Source organism: Mycolicibacterium arenosum (genome assembly GCF_024320865.1).
In the GTDB taxonomy this organism is placed as follows: domain Bacteria; phylum Actinomycetota; class Actinomycetes; order Mycobacteriales; family Mycobacteriaceae; genus Mycobacterium; species Mycobacterium arenosum.
On the sequence record NZ_JANDBD010000009.1, the window covers coordinates 1 to 19,582 of the forward strand.

23 protein-coding genes are annotated in these 19,582 nt (G+C 68.8%); 13 read left to right on the top strand and 10 right to left on the bottom strand.

Annotation, left to right across the window (positions count from 1 at the left end; genetic code table 11):
• Positions 1 to 1,184, top strand: a 1,184-nt coding sequence (locus NM203_RS20885) for an HNH endonuclease signature motif containing protein (protein WP_255062313.1), incomplete at its 5' end; no start/stop codon positions are given.
• 6 nt (positions 1,185 to 1,190) lie between these two features.
• Here the strand turns inward: NM203_RS20885 and NM203_RS20890 are convergent.
• Both NM203_RS20890 and NM203_RS20895 read right to left on the bottom strand, forming a co-directional pair.
• A complete protein-coding gene (locus NM203_RS20890; RefSeq protein ID WP_255062314.1) occupies positions 1,191 to 2,210 on the bottom strand; it encodes an NAD-dependent epimerase/dehydratase family protein in 1,020 nt (339 codons plus the stop codon).
• A complete protein-coding gene (locus NM203_RS20895; RefSeq protein WP_255062315.1) occupies positions 2,207 to 2,725 on the bottom strand; it encodes a nuclear transport factor 2 family protein in 519 nt (172 codons plus the stop codon). The genes NM203_RS20890 and NM203_RS20895 overlap by 4 nt, the downstream gene beginning before the upstream one ends.
• A gap of 57 nt (positions 2,726 to 2,782) precedes the next feature.
• Between NM203_RS20895 and NM203_RS20900 the strand changes: the two genes are divergently transcribed.
• From NM203_RS20900 to msrA, 3 genes are read left to right on the top strand one after another with little or no spacing between them, the layout of a single operon-like run.
• Positions 2,783 to 3,691, top strand: coding sequence for an alpha/beta fold hydrolase (locus tag NM203_RS20900; RefSeq protein ID WP_255062316.1), 909 nt, complete (start codon positions 2,783 to 2,785; stop codon positions 3,689 to 3,691).
• 46 nt (positions 3,692 to 3,737) lie between these two features.
• Positions 3,738 to 4,196: a peptide-methionine (R)-S-oxide reductase MsrB gene (gene msrB, locus NM203_RS20905; protein WP_255062317.1), complete on the top strand. Its 459-nt coding sequence runs from the start codon at positions 3,738 to 3,740 to the stop codon at positions 4,194 to 4,196.
• Positions 4,193 to 4,702, top strand: a complete 510-nt coding sequence (gene msrA / locus NM203_RS20910; protein ID WP_255062318.1) for a peptide-methionine (S)-S-oxide reductase MsrA — start codon at positions 4,193 to 4,195, stop codon at positions 4,700 to 4,702. Before msrB ends, msrA begins: the two co-directional genes overlap by 4 nt.
• Positions 4,703 to 4,809: 107 nt before the next feature.
• On the opposite strand, the gene NM203_RS20915 is transcribed toward msrA, so the two are convergent.
• Positions 4,810 to 6,165 carry a cytochrome P450 gene (locus NM203_RS20915; RefSeq protein WP_408633390.1) on the bottom strand — a complete coding sequence of 452 codons (1,356 nt, stop codon included), beginning with the start codon at positions 6,163 to 6,165 and terminating at the stop codon, positions 4,810 to 4,812.
• Positions 6,166 to 6,278: 113 nt separating this feature from the next.
• On the opposite strand from NM203_RS20915, the gene NM203_RS20920 reads away from it, so the two are divergent.
• A complete protein-coding gene (locus NM203_RS20920; RefSeq protein ID WP_255062320.1) occupies positions 6,279 to 6,887 on the top strand; it encodes a TetR/AcrR family transcriptional regulator in 609 nt (202 codons plus the stop codon).
• On the opposite strand, the gene NM203_RS20925 is transcribed toward NM203_RS20920, so the two are convergent.
• Positions 6,884 to 7,453, bottom strand: coding sequence for a TetR/AcrR family transcriptional regulator (locus tag NM203_RS20925; RefSeq protein ID WP_255062322.1), 570 nt, complete (start codon positions 7,451 to 7,453; stop codon positions 6,884 to 6,886). The two genes, NM203_RS20920 and NM203_RS20925, sit on opposite strands and share 4 nt — an antisense overlap.
• Before the next feature lie 52 nt (positions 7,454 to 7,505).
• Between NM203_RS20925 and NM203_RS20930 the strand changes: the two genes are divergently transcribed.
• Positions 7,506 to 8,165, top strand: a complete 660-nt coding sequence (locus tag NM203_RS20930; RefSeq protein ID WP_255062323.1) for a class I SAM-dependent methyltransferase — start codon at positions 7,506 to 7,508, stop codon at positions 8,163 to 8,165.
• A gap of 1 nt (position 8,166) precedes the next feature.
• Here NM203_RS20930 and NM203_RS20935 read toward each other — a convergent pair whose 3' ends face one another.
• The 6 genes from NM203_RS20935 to NM203_RS20960 form a co-directional block, all read right to left on the bottom strand.
• Positions 8,167 to 9,228, bottom strand: coding sequence for an MMP endo-(1,4)-3-O-methyl-alpha-D-mannosidase (locus tag NM203_RS20935; protein ID WP_255062324.1), 1,062 nt, complete (start codon positions 9,226 to 9,228; stop codon positions 8,167 to 8,169).
• The gene (locus NM203_RS20940; RefSeq protein WP_255062325.1) at positions 9,228 to 9,947 is read right to left on the bottom strand and encodes a class I SAM-dependent methyltransferase; all 720 of its coding nucleotides are present in this window, start codon (positions 9,945 to 9,947) and stop codon (positions 9,228 to 9,230) included. Before NM203_RS20940 ends, NM203_RS20935 begins: the two co-directional genes overlap by 1 nt.
• Positions 9,934 to 11,181, bottom strand: a complete 1,248-nt coding sequence (locus tag NM203_RS20945) for an MMP alpha-(1->4)-mannosyltransferase (RefSeq protein WP_255062326.1) — start codon at positions 11,179 to 11,181, stop codon at positions 9,934 to 9,936. The genes NM203_RS20940 and NM203_RS20945 overlap by 14 nt, the downstream gene beginning before the upstream one ends.
• Positions 11,182 to 11,277: 96 nt before the next feature.
• Positions 11,278 to 11,733, bottom strand: coding sequence for a PPOX class F420-dependent oxidoreductase (locus tag NM203_RS20950; protein ID WP_255062327.1), 456 nt, complete (start codon positions 11,731 to 11,733; stop codon positions 11,278 to 11,280).
• A gap of 42 nt (positions 11,734 to 11,775) precedes the next feature.
• A complete protein-coding gene (locus NM203_RS20955; protein ID WP_255062328.1) occupies positions 11,776 to 12,078 on the bottom strand; it encodes a hypothetical protein in 303 nt (100 codons plus the stop codon).
• A 91-nt stretch (positions 12,079 to 12,169) separates the two neighbouring features.
• A complete protein-coding gene (locus NM203_RS20960; RefSeq protein ID WP_255062329.1) occupies positions 12,170 to 12,703 on the bottom strand; it encodes a hypothetical protein in 534 nt (177 codons plus the stop codon).
• 28 nt (positions 12,704 to 12,731) lie between these two features.
• On the opposite strand from NM203_RS20960, the gene NM203_RS20965 reads away from it, so the two are divergent.
• From NM203_RS20965 to NM203_RS20995, 7 genes are all read left to right on the top strand, one after another.
• Positions 12,732 to 13,496, top strand: a complete 765-nt coding sequence (locus NM203_RS20965) for a CDP-diacylglycerol diphosphatase (RefSeq protein ID WP_255062330.1) — start codon at positions 12,732 to 12,734, stop codon at positions 13,494 to 13,496.
• Positions 13,497 to 13,566: 70 nt separating this feature from the next.
• Complete coding sequence (locus NM203_RS20970) at positions 13,567 to 14,949, top strand: acyl-CoA dehydrogenase family protein (RefSeq protein ID WP_255062331.1); 1,383 nt, start codon at positions 13,567 to 13,569, stop codon at positions 14,947 to 14,949.
• 212 nt (positions 14,950 to 15,161) lie between these two features.
• Positions 15,162 to 16,928: a hypothetical protein gene (locus NM203_RS20975; RefSeq protein WP_255062682.1), complete on the top strand. Its 1,767-nt coding sequence runs from the start codon at positions 15,162 to 15,164 to the stop codon at positions 16,926 to 16,928.
• Positions 16,928 to 17,119: a hypothetical protein gene (locus NM203_RS20980; RefSeq protein ID WP_255062332.1), complete on the top strand. Its 192-nt coding sequence runs from the start codon at positions 16,928 to 16,930 to the stop codon at positions 17,117 to 17,119. The genes NM203_RS20975 and NM203_RS20980 overlap by 1 nt, the downstream gene beginning before the upstream one ends.
• Entirely contained in the window at positions 17,116 to 17,559 is a 444-nt protein-coding gene (locus tag NM203_RS20985; RefSeq protein WP_255062333.1) for a hypothetical protein, read from the top strand. Before NM203_RS20980 ends, NM203_RS20985 begins: the two co-directional genes overlap by 4 nt.
• Before the next feature lie 3 nt (positions 17,560 to 17,562).
• A complete protein-coding gene (locus NM203_RS20990; RefSeq protein ID WP_255062334.1) occupies positions 17,563 to 18,882 on the top strand; it encodes a hypothetical protein in 1,320 nt (439 codons plus the stop codon).
• Positions 18,883 to 18,891: 9 nt separating this feature from the next.
• The gene (locus NM203_RS20995; protein ID WP_255062335.1) at positions 18,892 to 19,443 is read left to right on the top strand and encodes an isochorismatase family protein; all 552 of its coding nucleotides are present in this window, start codon (positions 18,892 to 18,894) and stop codon (positions 19,441 to 19,443) included.
• The last annotated feature ends 139 nt before the right edge of the window (positions 19,444 to 19,582 follow it).

A 19,582-nucleotide genomic window follows, 5' to 3' on the forward strand; every position in this document is an offset into this window, starting at 1 on the left:
AACTCAGGGGCTGGGGTGCGAAGTCACTGGATCAGACCGACGCCGACATCGACGCCCTGATCCTGCGTCACGACCCGCACGCGGTGCGCCGCGTGCAGGACGTCGTGCGTTCCACCGGCGTCAGCGTGGACACCGAGAAGGCCACCGGGGTGTCCCGCATCGAGGCCACGGTCGAGGCGACCGACGGGGCGGCGTTCGAGCGGCGCGTCGAGCTGCTGGCCCGCACCGTGTGCGACCGCGACCCCCGCACCGCCGATCAACGCCGCGCGGCCGCGGTCGGGGCGATGGGCTTCGGCTGGGACCGGCTGCCCTGCCTGTGCGAGACCGACGGCTGCGCCGCGGCGAGCCGACCGGCCGTCGGCGGGGTCGTCATCCACGTCATCACCCGCCGCGACACCCTCCACGGCACCACCGATCAACCACCCCCGGACCCCGAACCCGAACCACCCGCCGACGTTCCCGCCGGGGATCTGACCGCTCAGCGCCGCGGCCTGGTCGGTGAGCAGCCGCGGATGCTGTCCAAACCGTTGCGCGAGTACACCATCACCGAACTCGTCGACGAGGTCAGCGCCGACCGCGGCCAGCACTGCCCCGCCTCACCGGGGGTGATCCTGGGCGGCCCGGTGCTGCCGGCACCGGTGATCGCGCGGCTGGCGATGCACGCCACCGTCACGGACCTGATCCATCCGGGTCACGCCCCACCCGAACCGCGCTACCGGCCCTCCCGACAACTCGCCGACTTCGTCAAGGCGCGGGATCTGAGGTGCCGTCAGCCCGGCTGCACCCGCGACATCGACGACCTCGACCACACCATCCCCTACCCGTGGGGGCCGACGTGCGCGTCGAACCTGGCCGGGTTCTGCCGCGAGCACCATCTGCTCAAGACGTTCTTCCCCGGCTGGTCGAGCGTGCAGTACCCCGACGGGCGGATCGTGTTCACCGACCCCGACGCACAGAGCTCCACCAGCTACCCGGGCAGCCGACTGCTCTTCGGTGAACTCTGCGACCCCACCGCACCGGCCGCCACCCGCGGGACCCCACCACCGAAACACACCGCGGGCCTGACCATGCCCACACGCGCGATCACCCGAAAACAGGCCCGCGACAAGCGCATCGACGACGAACGCGAACGCAACGCCCCCCGGGCCGAGCAGTACCTCCGCGACACCATCCCACCGTTCTAAAGCTGCTCAGCCGGCCTGCTTGCTCTTGCGCTTCGCCTCCCGAAGGCCCACCCAGAAGGCGGCCGCCTCGCGGATCGAATCCTCGACGGGCCTTGGCTCCCAACCGAGTTCGCGGCGCGCCTTGCTGCAGTCGACCGGTGCCTCCGCCCGCATCAGCCGCAGTGATCCCAGCGACAACTGTTCGTCGGTGCCCGTCAGCCTGGCTTTGAGGCTGCCCAACGCCGCCATGGTCCAGGACACCGGCAGTGGCATCGACTTGGTGGGGGCGGGCACCCCCGCGGCCTCAGCGGCGATCCGGACGACGTCGGCGTTGCTGATCATCCGCTCCGAGATCAGGTACCGCTCCCCGACGCGGCCCTTCTCGGCGGCCAGGATCATGGCCCGCGCGGCGTCGTCGATGCCGACCGCCTCCAGTTCGATGCCCGCCATCACGAACGGCAACTTGCCGAATGCGGCACCCGCGATGATCGCGCCGTGCGGGGTCCGTCCCCAGTCCCCCGCGCCGTACGTCGTCGACACACACAGGGCGACGGCGGGCAGGCCGTGCTCGCGGACGTAGTCCATAACGAGGTTCTCGGCCTGCACCCGCGACCGCACGTACGGCGTGAGCGGTGCGAGGTCGGTGATCACGTCCTCCTCGGTCGCCACCCTTCCCCGCTTGCGTCCGACGGTGACGTAGCTGCTGGTGAAGACGAACCGATGCAGGCCGGCATCTTTCGCGATGTCGAGCACGTTGCGGGTGCCCGCGACGTTGGTGTGGAACAGCGGCGCCGGGTCCTTCAGCCAGCCCCTGGTGTCGACGACGCAGTAGTAGACGTCGCCGCAGCCGGCCATCGCATCGCGCAGCACATCGTCGTTCCAGATGTCGCCGACGAACCGCGTGACCTTCAGGTCGTCGATGCCGATCGTGCCGGCGCCGTCGCGCACCATGACGCGGACGTCGTGCCCGTCGTTCACCAACTGCCGCGTGACGTGCGAGCCGAGGTAGCCGTTGGCGCCGATCACGAGGACGGGGCGCGAGGTCACCTGGTTCCCCCAGACGTCCCACCGAACTTCGCCATCCACTCGGCCGCGACATCGGGCAGGTTGCCGAGTTCCTCGGCCTTTCGGCACCATTTGATCGTCGCCTTCACGAAGCGCAGCGGGTTGTAGACGTCCTCCTGCTGTTTCCACTTCCCGTCGCCGGCGTAGGTGATGATCGAGATGTTGGTGGCGCTGATGATCGTGCCGTCACCGGGGTCGCGCATCGGGTTGTCGAGTTCGCAGATGATCCGTCCCGTCGGCGCGTCGATCACCGACCAGCGCGACGGGAACGACGTCATGTAGCTGCCGGGGAACGTCTCCATGGTCTGCCAGATCCACGGTCGCACCTGCTCGCGGCCGCGCATCGTGCCCGCGGCGTGCTCGATGTAGAGGACGTCGTCCGTGTACTGGTCAACCCACGGATCCCAGTCCCTGGTGCGGGCGGCATCGTCGACCGTCCGCTCGAACCGCGCGAATGCCTCGACCAGCTCGTCGTGGCTGAAAGTGCTACCCGTCACACCCAGAACTAGAACACGTTCTACCCGACCTTGTCGAGCAGTCGTATTGTCACTCGCGTGAATATCGTGCGCGTGCTCGCCGTCGGCGCCGCGGCGGCCATGGTGAGCGCGCCGGTCGCCAATGCCGAGGACACGGCCGGCCTCGTCGACATCGGCGGCGGCCGCAGTCTGTTCCTCGACTGTCAGGGAACCGGCTCACCCACGGTGTTCGTCATCCCCGGCAAGGGCAGCTACGCGGAGGCCTGGAACGCGGCGGTCGTTCCCGACGACCCCGTCCGCTCGCTGCCCTACGACGCCATCGAGCGGGCCACCATCGAGCCGAGCCCCACCGCCGCTCAGCCGCTCGTCGCGAAGACGACCCGCATCTGCGTCTACGACCGGCCGAACACCCGGCCCGACGGTGCCGATCAGTCGACTCCGGTGGCGCAGCCGCACACCGTCCAATCCGACGTCGACGACGTGGTGAGACTGATCGACGCCGCGGGGCTGACGACGCCGATGGTGTTCGTCGCACACTCCTACGGCGGCTTGGTGCTGGACCTGCTGGCCCGCCAACACCCGGAGCTCGTCAGCGGTCTGGTGTTCACCGAGCCGACGTCCGAATTCCTCTGGCGCCTCGGCCGACCCGACCAGAACACGGCGTTCAACGTGGACGGACAGGCCGGCTCGCCGGGCGAGGAGGCGATCCTCGCCGAGGACGCGTTCGCGACCCTCGCGACGGCGCCCCCGCTGCCACGGGTTCCCGCGATCGTGCTCAGCGCCGACAAGTTCGCGGACCCGGCGATCCTCAAGCCGGACAACTACACCCAGGCGCAGATCCACCAGGCCAACGACATGCTGGCCGCTGCTCTCGGCACCACGAACGTGATCGTTCCGGCCACCGGGCACAACCAGATGCTGTACCAGCCACAGGCGGTTGCTGACGAAATCGTGACGGTCGTCGACGAGGTCCGTAACGGGAACTAACCCGATGCCACTCCAGGTTGTAGAGATGCCAACCTTAGGAGGACCAGTGGCAAGGGAGTACATCAAGAATCCAGCGGCCGTGAACGCGCTCTCGCCCGAGCAGTACCACGTGACGCAGGAGAGCGGCACCGAGCGTCCGTTCACCGGCGAGTACTGGGACAACCACGAGCCCGGCATCTACGTCGACGTGGTCTCGGGGGAACCGCTGTTCGCCTCGACCGACAAGTTCGAAAGCGGTAGCGGCTGGCCGAGCTTCACCCGGCCCATCGAACCTGCGAACGTGATCTCCAAGCGCGACTTCAGTCACCTGATGGTCCGCACCGAGGTGCGCTCCGCCAACGGCGACAGCCACCTCGGACACGTCTTCAAGGACGGGCCCCGCGAAGCGGGAGGCTTGCGCTACTGCATCAACTCGGCTTCGCTGAAGTTCATCCACCTCGACGACCTCGAGTCACAGGGGTACGGCGAGTACACCAAGCTCTTCAAGAAGGAGGCTCAGGCATGAGCGAGAACAAGAAGGCGATCCTGGCCGGCGGTTGCTTCTGGGGCATGCAGGATCTGATCCGCAGGCAGCCCGGCGTGGTCGACACGCGAGTCGGCTACACCGGCGGCCAGAACGCCAACGCCACGTACCGGAATCATCCGGGTCACGCCGAGGCGATCGAGATCACCTACGACCCCGCGCAGACCGACTTCCGCGCCCTGCTGGAGTTCTTCTTCCAGATCCACGATCCGAGCACTAAGGATCGGCAGGGCAACGATCGCGGGTCGAGCTACCGATCGGCGATCTTCTACGTCGACGACGAGCAGAAGCAGGTCGCGCTGGACACCATCGCCGACGTCGACGCGTCGGGCCTGTGGCCGGGCAAGGTCGTCACCGAGGTGACGCCGGCGAGCGACTTCTGGGAGGCGGAACCCGAGCATCAGGACTACCTGCTGCGCATCCCCAACGGGTACACCTGCCACTTCCCGCGGCCCGGCTGGAAGCTGCCCAAGCGCGCCGAGGTCTGATCGAACTGCCGCGGCGCTCCCTCTCCGAGCGCCGCGGCAGCTCACGCCGGTAGGTCTCGGTCAAGGCTAAGTCGCCGTAACGGCGGAGCCGCGCACCAATTCTCGGGCTAGCCGCCCAGCACCGTCGTCCGGCGGCGGAGCACCACTCTGCCGCCGGCCTTCGGCTGGTAGGCGACGCCACGGTTGAACAGCTTCTCGTCGGGCGCGGTGGTCGTGTCGAGCACGAAGTGGCGCAACACCGTTCGCAGCACGACGTCCATCTCGACGTTGGCGAACACCGCGCCGACACAGCGCCTGGTGCCGCCGCCGTACGGCATGAACGACAGCGCCGACGGTTTGTTGTCGATGAAGCGCTGCGGGTCGAATCGCTCGGGGTGCTCGAAAGCATCTGCACCGCTGTGCAACTGGTTGATCGGGACGACCATCGAGTATCCGCGCGGCACCGTCCACTCGCCGAGCTGGAACTCATCTGCGTAGACGTGCCTGCCCGCGAAGTCGATCACGGTGCGTGACCGCTGCACTTCGAGGATCACCGCCTGGCGGTACTCGTTGTCGTCAGTGCCCGCCTCGGCGACGAGCTTCGCGAGCACCTCGGGGTGGCGGGTGACGCGCTCGAAGGCCCACGCCAGCGTCGCTGCGGTGGTCTCGTGTCCCGCTGCGAGCAGCGTCAGCAACTCGTCGCCGATGTCGCGGTTGGACATCGTCGATCCGTCCTCGTAGGTGCTGCGCAACAGCAGGGTCAGGACGTCGTCACGCGACTCGAAGTCGGGGTCCGCCTTGACCTTTGCGATCAGCCGGTCGATCGTCTCGTCGTACGTGCGCCGATAGCGCGCGAGCTTGCCCCACGGGCTGAAGCGGCCGTACGTCCGCGACGGCGAGGGCAGCACCGCCAGCCGCGACCCGAGCGTCACCCACGGCGGGATGATGCGGCGCAGTTCGTCGAGTTGCTCGCCGTCGGCACCGAACACCGCGCGCAGGATGGTGTTGAGCGTGACCCGCATCATCGGGTCCAGGGTTTCGAACTCGCGCCCCTCGGGCCACGACGCCGACTCCCGCAGCGTCTCCTCCTCGAAGATGCGCTCGTAGTTCTTGATGCTCTTGCCGTGAAACGGCGGGGTCAGCAGACGGCGTCGGCGCTTGTGCTCGACGCCGTCGAGCGCGAACACCGAACCGGGCCCCAGGATGCGGCTGAGGTTCGGCTGGATGTTGCCGACGTCGGCGGTGTTCGCGGTGAAGAGTTGTTTCACCAACTGGGGGTCGGTGACGAACACCGTGGGCCCGAACACCGGCATGTGCAGGGTGAACACGCTCCCGAACCGCCGGGCGGCGTACCACGTGAGCCACTGCCGGTTCACGGCGAACCCCACGCCCTGGAGGAACTTCGGGATCCGCGGCGCGGGCGGCGTCTTCAGCGGATGCGGCGCGGGTGCGGCGGGCGCATCGGACGATGGTTCGGCATTCAGCGTTTCTGTCACGGCGCGCTCCAGCGGTAGGTTTGGTACTGCGATGTACCACAGCTTCATCCGGTACGGTACCGGGTGGTACCGGACGAGCGCAAGGGTTGTGAGGTGACGTGGTGACGACCGCAGTCGGCGATGCCGCGCGAACCGCGTCGGGTGACGTCTTCCGCACCCGCCTCCTCGAGGGCCTCGCGCAGTCGATCGTGGAGCGCGGCTACCGCGAGACGACGGTCGCCGACATCGTGCGCCACGCGAAGACCAGCAAGCGCACGTTCTACGACCAGTTCGCCAGCAAGGAGGAGTGCTTTATCGACCTGCTGCGCACCAACAACACCGACATGATCGTCGGCATCCGGGATGCGGTCGATCCCGACTCCACGCCGCCCGAGCAGGTGCACGCCGCGCTCGGCGCGTACATCGACCACATCTCGTCGCGGCCGGCGATCACGCTGAGCTGGATTCGCGAGGCCCCGGCACTCGGCGAATCCGCGCGGGCACTGCATCGCCTAGCGATGGATCACCTCTCGGACATGCTGGTGGCCATCAGCACCAGCCCCGGTTTTCAAAAGGCCGGGCTCGCACCGGTTTCCCGTGAGCTGGCGCTGATCCTGCTGGGCGGGCTGCGCGAGCTCACCGCCTCCTACGTGGAGGACGGGCGCGACGTCCGCGGTATCGCCGAGGCGTCGGAGGCCGCCACCATCGCGATGCTCGGGCTGGTCGCCTAGCTGAGCATCAGGCGCGCCGACTTCTCCAGGCGCGCAGCGATGTCTCCGTACGACGCGTAGCCCATGCCCGCGCGCACCAGTGCTCCGGAGTAGAGCATCTCGAGCGAGTCGATGACATCGGGATCGGTGCCGGGGCCCAGCGCCGAGGCCAACCGCTCCCTGATGTCCCGGCCGATCCGCTGCCTGAGCACGTCGACGTCGGGATCGCGACCGAGCAGCGCCGACGTCACCGCGCCCGCGAACTCGGGTTCGTCGGCCATCAGCATCGCGATGTGCCGCAGCACGTCGACGACCCTGGTGGCCGGATCGCCGGAATCATGCGGGGCGGGCGGTGCCGCGGCCAGTCGACGCCAGAAGACCTCGGCGACGAGGTGCTCCTTGGAGGAGAAGTACGTGTACGCCGTGGCCGCCCCGACACCCGCCTCCGCGGCGACGCGGCGCACGGTGAGACCGGCGAATCCCTCGCGATTCAGGAGGTCAACCGCGGCGTGGGAAAGGCGATCGACGGTGTCGGCCTGCTTCGCGGTCAGACGGCGCCGAGTCGACTCCAAAGTCGGATCGGACACGTGTCTGGACGCTACTACAACACCCTGTCACCGGCAACGGTAAGTTGGCCGCATGAGCGCATGCGACACGACCCTTCCGCCGTCCGCCGCGCGCCTGTTCGACCTCGCGGAACGGGTCACCGGATTCATGCCCGCCGACGAGGGACGTGCCCTCTACGACGCGGCCGTGCGGTACCTCGGCGACGGCACCGGCGTCGAGATCGGCACGTACTGCGGCAAGTCGACGGTGATGCTCGGTGCGGCGGCCCAGCAGACCGGCGGCACCCTCTACACCGTCGACCACCATCACGGCTCCGAGGAGCATCAGGTCGGCTGGGAGTACCACGACACCACGATGGTCGACCCCGTCACCGGCCTGTTCGACACGCTGCCCACGCTGCGGCACACCCTCGACGCCGCGGGCCTCGACGACCACGTCGTCGCCGTCGTCGGCAAGTCCCACGTGGTGGCCCGGTCGTGGCGCACCCCGGTGCAGTTCCTCTTCATCGACGGCGGGCACACCGAGGAGGCGGCCCAGCGCGACTTCGCGGGCTGGGCGCCGTGGGTGACCGTCGGCGGCGGCCTCGTCATCCACGACGTGTTCCCGAATCCCGACGAGGGCGGGCAGGCACCGTTCCACATCTATCGGCGGGCACTGGACTCCGGCGAATTCCGCGAGGTCTCCGCCACCGGCACGCTGCGGGTGCTCGAAAGGGTCACCGCGCCGGCCTGATTCAGGCGCAGGCGCAGTCGAACTCGCGCTCGAGGCCGCGCGGCAGGTCGGCACCGCGGAAGATGCCGTTGCCGGGTGTGGTCCGGGACAGCGCATCGGCGGCCAACACCATGGCCGCGCCCGTCCACGTGGTCCGCTCCTCGGGCCAGCGCTTGCCATCGGCGAAAACCAGTCCGGTCCAATAGGATCCGTCGCGTTCGCGCAGGTGGTGCATGGCCGCGAACTGTTCACGGGCCCGGGCGCCGTCGCCCATCGCGTCGAGCGTCATGACGAGCTCACAGGTTTCCGCGCCGGTGACCCACGGCCGGTGGTCGACGCACCGGATGCCGAGACCCGGAACGACGAACTCGTCCCAGCGGGCGTCGATGCGCGTCCTGGCCGCATCGCCGCGCACTGCACCGCCGAGCACCGGGTAGTACCACTCCATGGCGTGGGAGTCCTTGGCGTTGAACGCCTCCGGATGCTCGGCGATCGCGTGGCCCAACTGACCCACTGCGACCTCCCATTCCGGCTGCGGTTCATCGAGGAAGTTGGCGAGCGCCAGCGCGCAGCGCATGCTGTGGTAGATGCTGGCACTGCCGGTGAGCAGCGCCTCCTGGAGGATTCCGGCATCGCTTCTGGCCCAGGCGATCTCGCCGCCGCTGAGTTGCATCGTCAGCACGAAGTCGATCGCCCTGCTGACGACGGGCCACATGTCCTCGGCGAACCGTCGGTCGCCGGTGATCAGCACGTAGTGCCACACGCCGGTCGCCACGTAGGCGCAGAAGTTGCTGTCGCTGTTGGCGTCCTCGATCACCCCGTTGCGGAACTGGATCGGCCACGACCCGTCAGCACGCTGGGTGTCACGGCACCAGTGGAAGCCGGCCCTGGCCTCGTCCCACAGTCCGCCGACCGTCAGTGCCATCGCGTTCTCGACGTGGTCCCACGGGTCCGTGTGACCGCCGACGAACCACGGCAGCGCACCCGACGACTCCTGAGTCGCCGCAATCGATTCCGCGGTCTGACGAACCCGAGCAGGCGTCAGCACGCCGGGAACACCGGGAACCTCGGGTCGGAACGGCACTAGGCGACCGCCGGCTTGGTGAAGTACAGGGCGACGCTCTTACCGATCAGCGGGTTGAGCAGTGCCTCGGCCCGTCTCGTCTGCCACGGCGCCGACATCATGTCCCACACCAGCAGCTTGTGGTACGCGGCGACGACGGGGTGATTCGGCTTCTCCACGCCGACAGCGCATTTCAGCCACCAGAACGGCGAGTGCAGCGCGTGCGCGTGATGCCGGTGGTCGAGGACCAGCCCGCGCGCCGCGATCTTGTCGTGCAACTCGTCGGCCCGGTAGATCCGGATGTGGCCGCCCTCGTTGGCGTGGTACTCGTCGGACAGCAGCCAGCAGATCCGTTCGGGCAGCCAGCGCGGCACCGTGACGGCGAGTCGACCGCCGGGCTTGAGCACCCGGACCAGTTCGTCGATGGCACTGTCGTCGGCGGGAACGTGCTCCAGGATCTCCGAGGCGATCACGCAGTCGAACGTGCCGTCCTCGTAGGGCAGATCGAGGGCGTCGCCCTTGACCGCCTCGGCCTTGGCGCCCGCGGGCGCCTCGCCCTGCTCGGCCATCGCCTGCAGGATCGCGTCGACGTCGTTGAGGTCCTCGACGCTCTGGTCGAAGGCGACGACGTCGGCGCCACGGCGATAGGCCTCGAACGAATGGCGGCCCGCGCCGCACCCGACGTCGATCACGGAGGTACCCGCGCCCACGCCCAGCCGGTCGAAATCAACGGTCAGCATGCTGTTTCCTCACACGTTCACGCGCCATCTCGTAGACCGAAACGGTCTGCGCGGCAACCGATTCCCAGCTGAACACGTCGACGGCGCGGCGCCGGCCCGCGGCACCGAGTCGACGCAACTCCAGCGGCGAGTCGAGCAGGTCGCCCAGTACGCGGGTCAGATCGTCGACGTCACCCGGCGTGACCAACCGCGCGCACTCGCCGTCGACGCCGACCACTTCCGGCAGGGCGCCGGCCCGGCTGGCGACGATCGGGGTGCCACTGGCCATGGCCTCCACCGCGGGCAGCGAGAACCCCTCGTACAGCGACGGGATGCAGGCGACCTCGGAGGACGCCAGTAACTCGGCCAGTTCGCCGTCGCTGATACCGCTGGAGATGTGCACGATGTCGGAGATACCCAATTCGGCGATGAGTTTCTCGGTCGGCCCGTTCGGTTCGAGCTTCGAGATCAGCTGAACGTCGAGATCGCGCTCCACGCGCAGCCGCGCCACCGCGTGCAGCAGGTGGTTGACCCCCTTGAGCGGCACGTCGGCGCTGGCGATCGCGATCACGCGGTTGCGTACCCGATCCCCCGCCGGCTTGAACAGTTCCGTGTCCACGCCCAGCGGGACGACGTGCAACTGGTCGGGTGACACGGCGAAGTCGTCGGCGATGTCGGCGGCGGACGTCGACGAGACGGTCAGCAGCTCCGGGATCCGGCGCGCGACGTCTTTCTGCATCTCGGCGAATCCGTACCACCTGCGCACCAACGGCTTCCGCCACCACTTGGCCGCGGCGACGTCCAGCACCTTGTCACGGGTGATCGGGTGATGCACCGTGGCGACCACGGGCAGCCCGACCGCCGCGATGTCGAGCAGACCCGTTCCGAGGCTCTGGTTGTCGTGCACGACGTCGAAGTCGTCACGGCGCTCGGCGAGGATTCGCGCCATGCGCATGCAGAACGTCTTGGGCTCGGGGAACGCGGCCGTCCAGGTGCCCAGCAGTTCCAGGAGATCGATGCGGTCGTGGATCTCGCTGGGCCGCGGGATGCGGAACGGATCGGGTTCGCGGTAGAGGTCGAGGCTCGGCACCTCCGTGAGCGTGACGCGAGGGTCGAGGCCGCCGGGATAGGGCGGGCCGGAGAACACCTCGACGTCGTGGCCCAGTTCGACGAGACCACGGCTGAGGTGTCGGACGTACACACCCTGGCCACCACAATGCGTCTTGCTTCGGTACGACAGCAGGGCGATGCGCATGGTCAGATCACCACGACCAGAGTCGGGAAACGGTCTCTGGACATGTGTCCAGACTATAGTTTGACCACCTATGCTCCGCAACGCGGCCGGTCGGGGCTACGCGGGCGGAAAGCCCCCGGTGGCCACCGGACCCCAACTCCTCGGGGTGATCCGGATCAGGCATTTGCCCTGGTCGGCCATCGCCTGCCGGTACTCCGACCAGTCCGGATGCTCGCCCGCGATGGCCCGGTAGTAGTCGACGAGCGGCTCGATCGCATCGGGCAGCGCGATGACCTCGGCGTCGCCGTCGACCTGGACGTAGGCGTCGTTGAACTCGTCGGACAGCACCGTCACGCTGGCCCGTGGATCACGCCGCAGGTTGGCCGACTTGGCGCGCTGCGGGTAGCTCGAGATGACGATTCGGCCCTGCTCGTCGACGCCCCCGGTGACCGGCGAACTCTGCGGCGAGCCGTCGCGCCGGAACGTCGTCAGCACCATGCGGTGCCGGGGCCGGACGAAGTCGAGGAGTTCGGGCAGAGCGACTGAGTCCGCGGTGGCGAGCTTGCGAGCCATCAGTCCAACCTAGTGGCGAGCTTGCGAGCCATGCACTCCAACCTAGCGACGCTTGAGCGTCCAGGCCGGAATCCAGTGCGTCACCGATCGGCACTGCGCGCCGTAGGCGACCTCGTAGGTGACCCAGCCCCACCAGAAGCCCTGCTCGCACATCCCCCAGCACGACAGCCGGCCTTCGACGACGGCGTGCATCTGCAGTCCCGCCGGGTGGTAGCCGCCCGCCCTGTGCGGTTCGCGCGGGAACACCGCGGAGAGGTCGACGAGCACCGGCACCGGCGGATCGACTCGCCGGAACGCCTGCGGCGTGGGCTGACCGTGATGGCCTATCGACTTGAACTCGCCCACTGTTCGATCATATGTTCGAATCAAGGCCGGGTATAGCCTCCGCTCGCCGACGTGGAACTACGAGGTGTTCGCAGATGTCGCGGGCTGTCGCTCAACGGGTTACCGCACTCGACCCCGACGGCAACACGAACGCGTAGGGCCGCGGAAACCCGACGTTCGTCAGCGTCGCCGTCCTGATCGCCTCCAGTTCCACCCCGCGCACCCGGCCCGACGACGGCTCGTAACAGGCCAGCACGCCGGGCGCGCGAACGCGGTCGCGGCCAACCAGCAGCACCCAGTGCCGCGGCACGATCCGCCCCACCAGCATCGCCACCGGCCTGCCCGCGTCCACCGCGGCGAGCACGTCGGTCAACCGGTCCCGCCCGCCCCACCACAGCCGCCACCGGTAACGCACTCCGCTGCGCTCGCTGATCGCCCGCGCCACCCCCATCGGCGTCGTGCCGTAGCGCTGCGGCCAGATCCGGTTGACGGCGTCGTGCACCCGACCCTGCTCGGCGTCGAACCACGCCCGGCCGCTGAGGCTCTCGCCGTACGCGGGATTCAGGATCGCGCTCGCGACCACCGCGACCGACGGCCCGCACGTCACGCCGTCGCGCTGGGTCAGGCGCAACGCGGCGAAGTCCATCCAGCCAGGTTAGGCATACGCTCCTGGGATGTCGTTGCTGATGCGCGCGAGCCGACTGGCGGCGGCGGCGCTCGTCACCGTCTTCGCGCTCGCCCCCGCTCCCGCGCACGCCGATCCGAACGCGCTGTGGACGATCGTGCACGACCAGTGCGTACCGAACCAGCAGCAGCACGGCGCCCCCGCCCCCTGTGCCGAGGTCGACCTGCAGGGCGGCTACGCGGTGCTCAAGGACCTCGTCGGCGCGACGCAGTTCCTGCTCATCCCGACCGCCAGAATCAGCGGCATCGAGGATCCCGCCGTCCTGGCCCCCGATGCCCCCGACTACTTCGCGGCGGCCTGGCGGGCGCGCACGTTCGTCGAGCAGCGGGCGGGCCAACCGCTCCCGCGGGACCTGATCAGCCTGGCGATCAACTCGGCAGCGGCGCGGACCCAGAACCAGCTGCACATCCACGTCGACTGCGTGCGCACGGACGTCCGAGAAGCGCTGGGCCGCAACATCTCCGCGGTGGGCCCCGAGTGGACGACGTTCCCCGAACCGCTAGTCGGGCAACGCTACGAGGCGATGGTCGTCGCCGGCGAGAACCTCGACGGGGTCGACCCGTTCCGCCTGCTCGCGAACGACGTCCCCGACATGGGCGCCGAGACGCTGGTCGCGGTGGGCACCCACCTCGCCGACGGCGGTCCCGGCTTCGTCCTGCTCGCGAACAGCGCGGCCGACGGCGGCGGCGGCCACGGCGAGGATCTGCAGGACCACGACGCCTGTCCGCCTCCGCCCGGAACGTGGAGCAAGTGACCCTCGAAGGTTTCCCGGCGAAGTGACCGGGTATCAGTGAACACATGTCCACTGAAGTTCGGGGAGCGCTATGAGCTTCGACCTGACTCCCACCATCGCCCAGCACGACCTGGCCAAGCGCGCACACGAGTTCGCCGAGCAGGTCGTTCGGCCCGTCGCCGCCGATTACGACGCCCGCCAGGAGTTCCCCTGGCCGGTCCTCGAGGAGGCCGCCGAACGCGGTTTCTACAGCCCGCTGTTCTACCGCGACTTGATCGGCGATCCGACCGGACTGTCGCTGCCGATGTTCATGGAGGAGTTGTTCTGGGGCTGCGCAGGTATCGGGCTCGCGGTCGTGATGCCCGCGCTGGCGCTGTCCGCGATCGGCCAGGCGGCCACGCCCGAGCAGATGCTGACCTGGGCGCCGGAGTGCTTCGGCTCGCCCGGCGACCTCAAGCTCGCCGCGCTCGCGATCTCGGAGCCCGAGGGCGGCAGCGACGTGCGCAACCTGCGAACGACGGCGCGCCGTGACGGTTCCGACTGGATCATCGACGGACACAAGATGTGGATCGGCAACGGCGGCATCGCCAACGTCCACGTCGTCAACGCCGTCGTCGACCAGGAACTCGGCCACCGCGGGCAGGCGCTGTTCGTGGTCCCCGGCGGCACACCCGGCCTGGAACTGGTGCGCAAACTCGACAAGCTGGGCTGCCGGGCGTCGCACACCGCGGAGCTGAAGTTCACCGGCGTGCGCGTGCCCGCCGCGAACCTGCTCGGCGGCGACGACAAGCTCGAACACAAGCTCGCGAAGGCCCGCGAGATCGTCGAGGGCGGGCGGCGCTCCGGTTCGGCAACGCTCGGCACGTTCGAGCAGACCCGGCCGATGGTCGCCGCGCAGGCGCTCGGAATCGCCAGGGCGGCACTGGAGTACGTCACCGAGTACGCCAACCGCCGGGAGGCGTTCGGTGCCCCGATCATCGACAACCAGGGCATCTCCTTCCCGCTCGCCGACCTGGCCACCCGCATCGACGCCGCCCGGCTGCTGACCTGGCGGGCGTCGTGGATGGCGGCCACCGGCGTCCCGTTCGACCGCGGCGAAGGCTCGATGTGCAAGCTGGCCGCCAGCGAGGTCGCCGTCGACACGACCGAACGCGCCATCCAGACGATGGGCGGGTGGGGCTACATCACCGATCATCCGGTGGAGAAGTGGTACCGAGATGCCAAGCTGTACACCATCTTCGAAGGCACCAGCGAGATCCAGCGCATCGTGATCTCCAACGCGCTCGGTGCCGCCGACGGTAAGCCGCCGATGCACGTCGACCTGGAACCGACCGGCGGTCCACTCAACGCCTGGTTCGGCCGCGGCACGCCGGCCCGAACGCGGGTCGCCAACGCGGCTCTCGATGCGAGGGACAAGGTGCCGGGGCCCGTGATGAATCTCGCGATGAAGGTGTTGCGCCCGCCGCGCCGCTGACACCACGACTTTGACAAAATCGCGTGCTTTGTCGGCGGTACCTCTGGTCACGCATACCGACGTCTGGCAACATTACCGGCCAGTAGGGTCATCCGGTCCGAACTACTCGACAGGTGGAAAAGACAGTGTGGTCTGCAAACTCTCCTGACATCACCCTCATCGCCGCACCCGGCGGCGAAGGTGGCGGCGCCGCGCTCGACCAGGTCATCGGAATGTCGGTCGTCGCGGCGATCGTCTCCGCGGGCCTGCTGTGGATCGGCTACCTGCATCGACAGCGCCGCATCACGTGGCTGAAGAACCTCGCCGAGCGATTGGGCACCAAGTTCAAGCGGCCACCGTGGGTGGCGCTGCAGGTGTTCCTCTTCACGGCCACGATCATCGCCGCGCTGTTCGGGTTCATCTGGGACGTGAGCCTGCACATCGGCAAGGGCCGTGATGCCGGTCCGCTGGCGAACCCCGCGCACTACTTCATCCTGTTCGGACTGTTCCTGCTCTTCATCGCGGGAACGCTGGCCATCGTGCAGCCGTACGACAAGCCCGGCGCCGCGGCGATCCGCATCACCAGGACGTGGTTCGCACCGGTCGGCGGCGTGCTGATGGCGATCTGCGGCCTGTACGCGCTCATCGGGTTCCCGCTCGACGACGTCTGGCACCGGATCTTCGGTCAGGACGTCACCCTCTGGGGCCCCACCCACTTGATGCTGATCGGCGGTGCGGGACTGTCCCTGATCGCGGTGCTGCTGCTCGAGTACGAGGGCAGGCGCGCGATGCCCGACGGGGACGTGGATGACGACACCTGGTACCTCAAGCTGCTGCGCTACCTGTCGTTCGCCGGCCTGTTCATCGGCCTGTCGGTGTTCCAGATCGAGTACGACTTCGGCGTCGAGCAGTTCCGGTTGGTGCTGCAGCCGATGATGATCGCGGGGGCGGCCGCCATGGCCGCCGTCGCGGCCCGGCTGGTACTCGGCCGCGGCGGCGCGCTGATCGCGGCGGCGCTCGCCATCGTGCTGCGCGGGGGCGTGTCCCTGATCGTCGGTCCGGTTCTCGGCGGTCCGCTGAGCTGGTGGGCGCTGTACCTCGGCCCCGCCCTCGTCGTCGAGCTGATCGCCCTGACCGCACTGGTCAAGCGCCCCATCCTGTTCGGCGCGGTCGCCGGTCTCGGGGTCGCCACCGTCGGTCTCTGGCTCGAGTCCTTCTGGATCGACGCCGTCTACCAGTACCCGTGGCCGACGAGCATGTGGCCGGAAGCGCTCGGCATGGCGATCCCGGTCGCGATCGGCATGGGCGTGTGCGGCGCGCTACTCGGCATGGTGCTCACGGGGCAGAAGCTGCCCCGGCCGGCGGTCGGCATCACCGTCGTCGTGATCACCGTGCTCGCGATCGGCGGCGCTGTCGCCAACGGGCTGCGCACCGAAGTGCCGCAGAACGCCCTCGCATCGGTCGTGCTGACCGATCTGCCCGGTGACCCCGGCAAGCGAATGGTGTCGGCGCGCGTCCAGATCGACCCCGAGAACCTCATCGGCGACGACCCGGAGTGGGTGACGATCCTGGCGTGGCAGGGCGGCCTGGCCAACGACCGCGGCCTCATCATCGACAACCTCAAGAGGATCGGCCCCGGCTACTACGAGTCGACGAAGCCGATCCCGGTGTGGGGTCAGTGGAAGACGCTGATCCGCGTGCAGGACGGCAACACGATGGCTGGCGTCCCGATCTACCTGGCCGCCGACCCCGGCATCGGCGCGGAGGAGACGCCCGCCCTCGCGTCGTTCCAGCGGCCGTTCGTCGAGGAACTCTCGATCCTGCAGCGCGAACGCAACCAGAACCATCCGGACTGGTTGTTCACCGTCGCGTCGCTGGTGGTCCTGTTCTGCACGCTGGTGCTGATCGCCGCACTGACGTGGGGTGCCGGGCGGATCAACGACCGCGACACCCGCACCGACGCCAAGTCGGAGCCGAAGAACCCGGTGACGCAAACCTGATGACGGTCACCCACCTCGCCGACCACTCGCTGCTGCTGGCGCTCCCGGCTTTCGCGCCCGCTGTCCTGGTGGTCGGCGTGGTGGTGTTCGTCGCCATGCGCGATCGGCGCGGCGGCGAAGACGACGGCGAGGACGGAGACGAGGCTCACAGTGATCGGTCAGGTGGGGCAGACCAAGATGGGGCACCGTGACAACCCGTAGAACCCACATCTTTCGAACCCTGCTGCCCCTGACCGCCGCCGCGTTGCTCGTCGCCGGCTGCGGCGGGTCGGATGAGGCGCCGGCGTCCTCGTCGGGCGCTGCCGCCAGCACGCCGTCGCAGACGGCGGCACCCGATTTCACCGATCAGCAGGCACCCCCGACCCGCCTCGTCGTCGACGTGACGATCAAGGGCGGCCAGGTGACGCCGACCAACGAGTCGCTGCAGTCCGGCCTGAACGAGTCCGTCGTGTTCCGGGTGATGAGCGACGCGAAGGACGAGTTGCACGTGCACTCCAACCCCGAGCACACGTTCGCGATCGACGCCAGGGGCGAAGCTCAGCAGTTCCAGTTCACCCCGACCGTGCCCGGCAGGATCGACGTGGAACTGCACGACCTCGGTAAGACCGTCGCGACGATCACGGTGCAGTGACCGTTGGATCGGACGACGGAGTTACTCGCCCACGGGCTGGGCGGGTCCGCTGACCTTCCGATCCCCTACTCGTACGCGCTGATCGGCGCGGCCTGGGCGCTGACGTTCACGTTCGCCGTCGTCGCGCTGGCGTGGCGCACGCCCCGGTTCGACGCCGCCAAACCGGGACGCCCTCTGCCGCAACGGGTTACCGACGTCGTCGACGCACCGGCCACCCGGTACGCGATGGGCATCCTCGGAGTACTGCTCGCGCTGTGGGTCGCCGTCGCGGCGGTGGCGGGCCCGCAGGACGGCAGCAACGCACTCCAGGGCGTCTTCTACGTTCTGCTGTGGGTGGGCCTGGTGGCCGTGTCACTCGCGATCGGCCCGGTGTGGCGGGCCATCTCGCCCGTGCGCGCGCTGTACGCCCTCACGCCACTGCACGACAGACCGGCACCGGTGGCGTATCCGTCGGCGTGGGGGTACTGGCCGGCCGCGCTCGGCCTGTTCGCGTTCGTCTGGCTCGAGTTGGCCAGTCCCGATCCGGGTTCCCTGCCCGCGGTGACGACGTGGTTGCTGCTGTACCTCCTGATCACGATGGTCGGCACGATCGTCTGCGGGCTGCGCTGGCCCGCCAACGCCGATCCGTTCGAGGTGTACGGCGTCGCGGTATCGCGGCTGTCGCCGATGCGGCGCAACCCCGACGGGCGGATCGCCATCGGTAATCCGTTCGACCACCTGCCGTCGCTGCCGGTGCGGGCGGGCACCGTCGCGGTGCTGGCCATCCTGCTGGGGTCGACGGCGTTCGACAGCTTCTCGGCGATGCCGCAGTTCCGCGCGTTCGTCGACGAGCACTCCGACGCGGTGCCGTTCGGCGGCGTGCTGATCCGCACCCTCGGCCTGCTGCTGTTCGCAGGCGTGGTCGGCGTGACGTTCTGGGCCGCGGCCCGCGCCACCGGTGGGGTCACCCGCGAGCAGCGGCGCGCACTGCCGGGCGCCATGGCGCATTCGCTGATCCCGATCGTCGTCGGTTACATCTTCGCGCACTACCTGACCTACCTCGTCGAGCGCGGACAGCAGACGATCTTCCGGCTCGCCGACCCGTTCGGCACCGGCTGGCTGGGCGCCACCGAGGTGAATTACTTTCTGTCCGTTCACCCTTCGCTGCTCGCCACGCTGAAGGTCGGCTTCGTGGTCGGCGGGCACATCGCGGGTGTCATCGCGGCGCACGACCGCGCGCTTCGCCTGCTGCCGAAACGGCACCGGGTGACCGGCCAGCTGGCGATGATGCTGGTGATGGTCGGCTACACCTTCACCGGGTTGTACCTGCTCTTCGGCGGGTAGTTTCGCACCATGCGCGCACTGATCGTCGTCGACGTACAGAAGGACTTCTGCGAAGGCGGCTCGCTGGCGGTCGACGGCGGAGCCGAGGTGGCCCAGAGGATCACCGACCTGCTGATCGAGCACGACTACGCACACGTCGTGGCCACGAAGGACTACCACATCGACCCCGGCGCCCACTTCTCCGACAACCCCGACTACCGCGACTCCTGGCCGCCGCACTGCGTGGTCGGCACGGCGGGCGTCGACTTCCACCCCGCGTTCAACCCCGCCGTCGCGGAGGCGGTGTTCCACAAGGGGCAGTACTCGGCGGCCTACAGCGGCTTCGAGGGGAAGCACGCCGACGACGACACGTCGCTGGAGGACTGGCTGCGCGCACGAGGAGTCGACGAGGTCGACGTGGTCGGCATCGCGACCGACTACTGCGTGAAGGCCACCGCCGCCGATGCCGTCGCCGCCGGCTTCAACACCCGGGTTCTGGTGGACCTCACCGCGGGGGTCTCCCCGACGACGACCGCCGAGGCCATCGCGGCCCTGCGCGACGTCGGCGTGCTGGTCGGCTAGGGGTGAGAGTGCCCACACCGTCCTCGGAGCCTGTTTGCAGGGTGCGACAAACGGGCAGTTCATCACGGGCAAACGACGCTGTTGGCTCCGATGCGGTCGGTTCGCCCGCCATGCTCCCGCACCCCGTGGCGTCGTATGG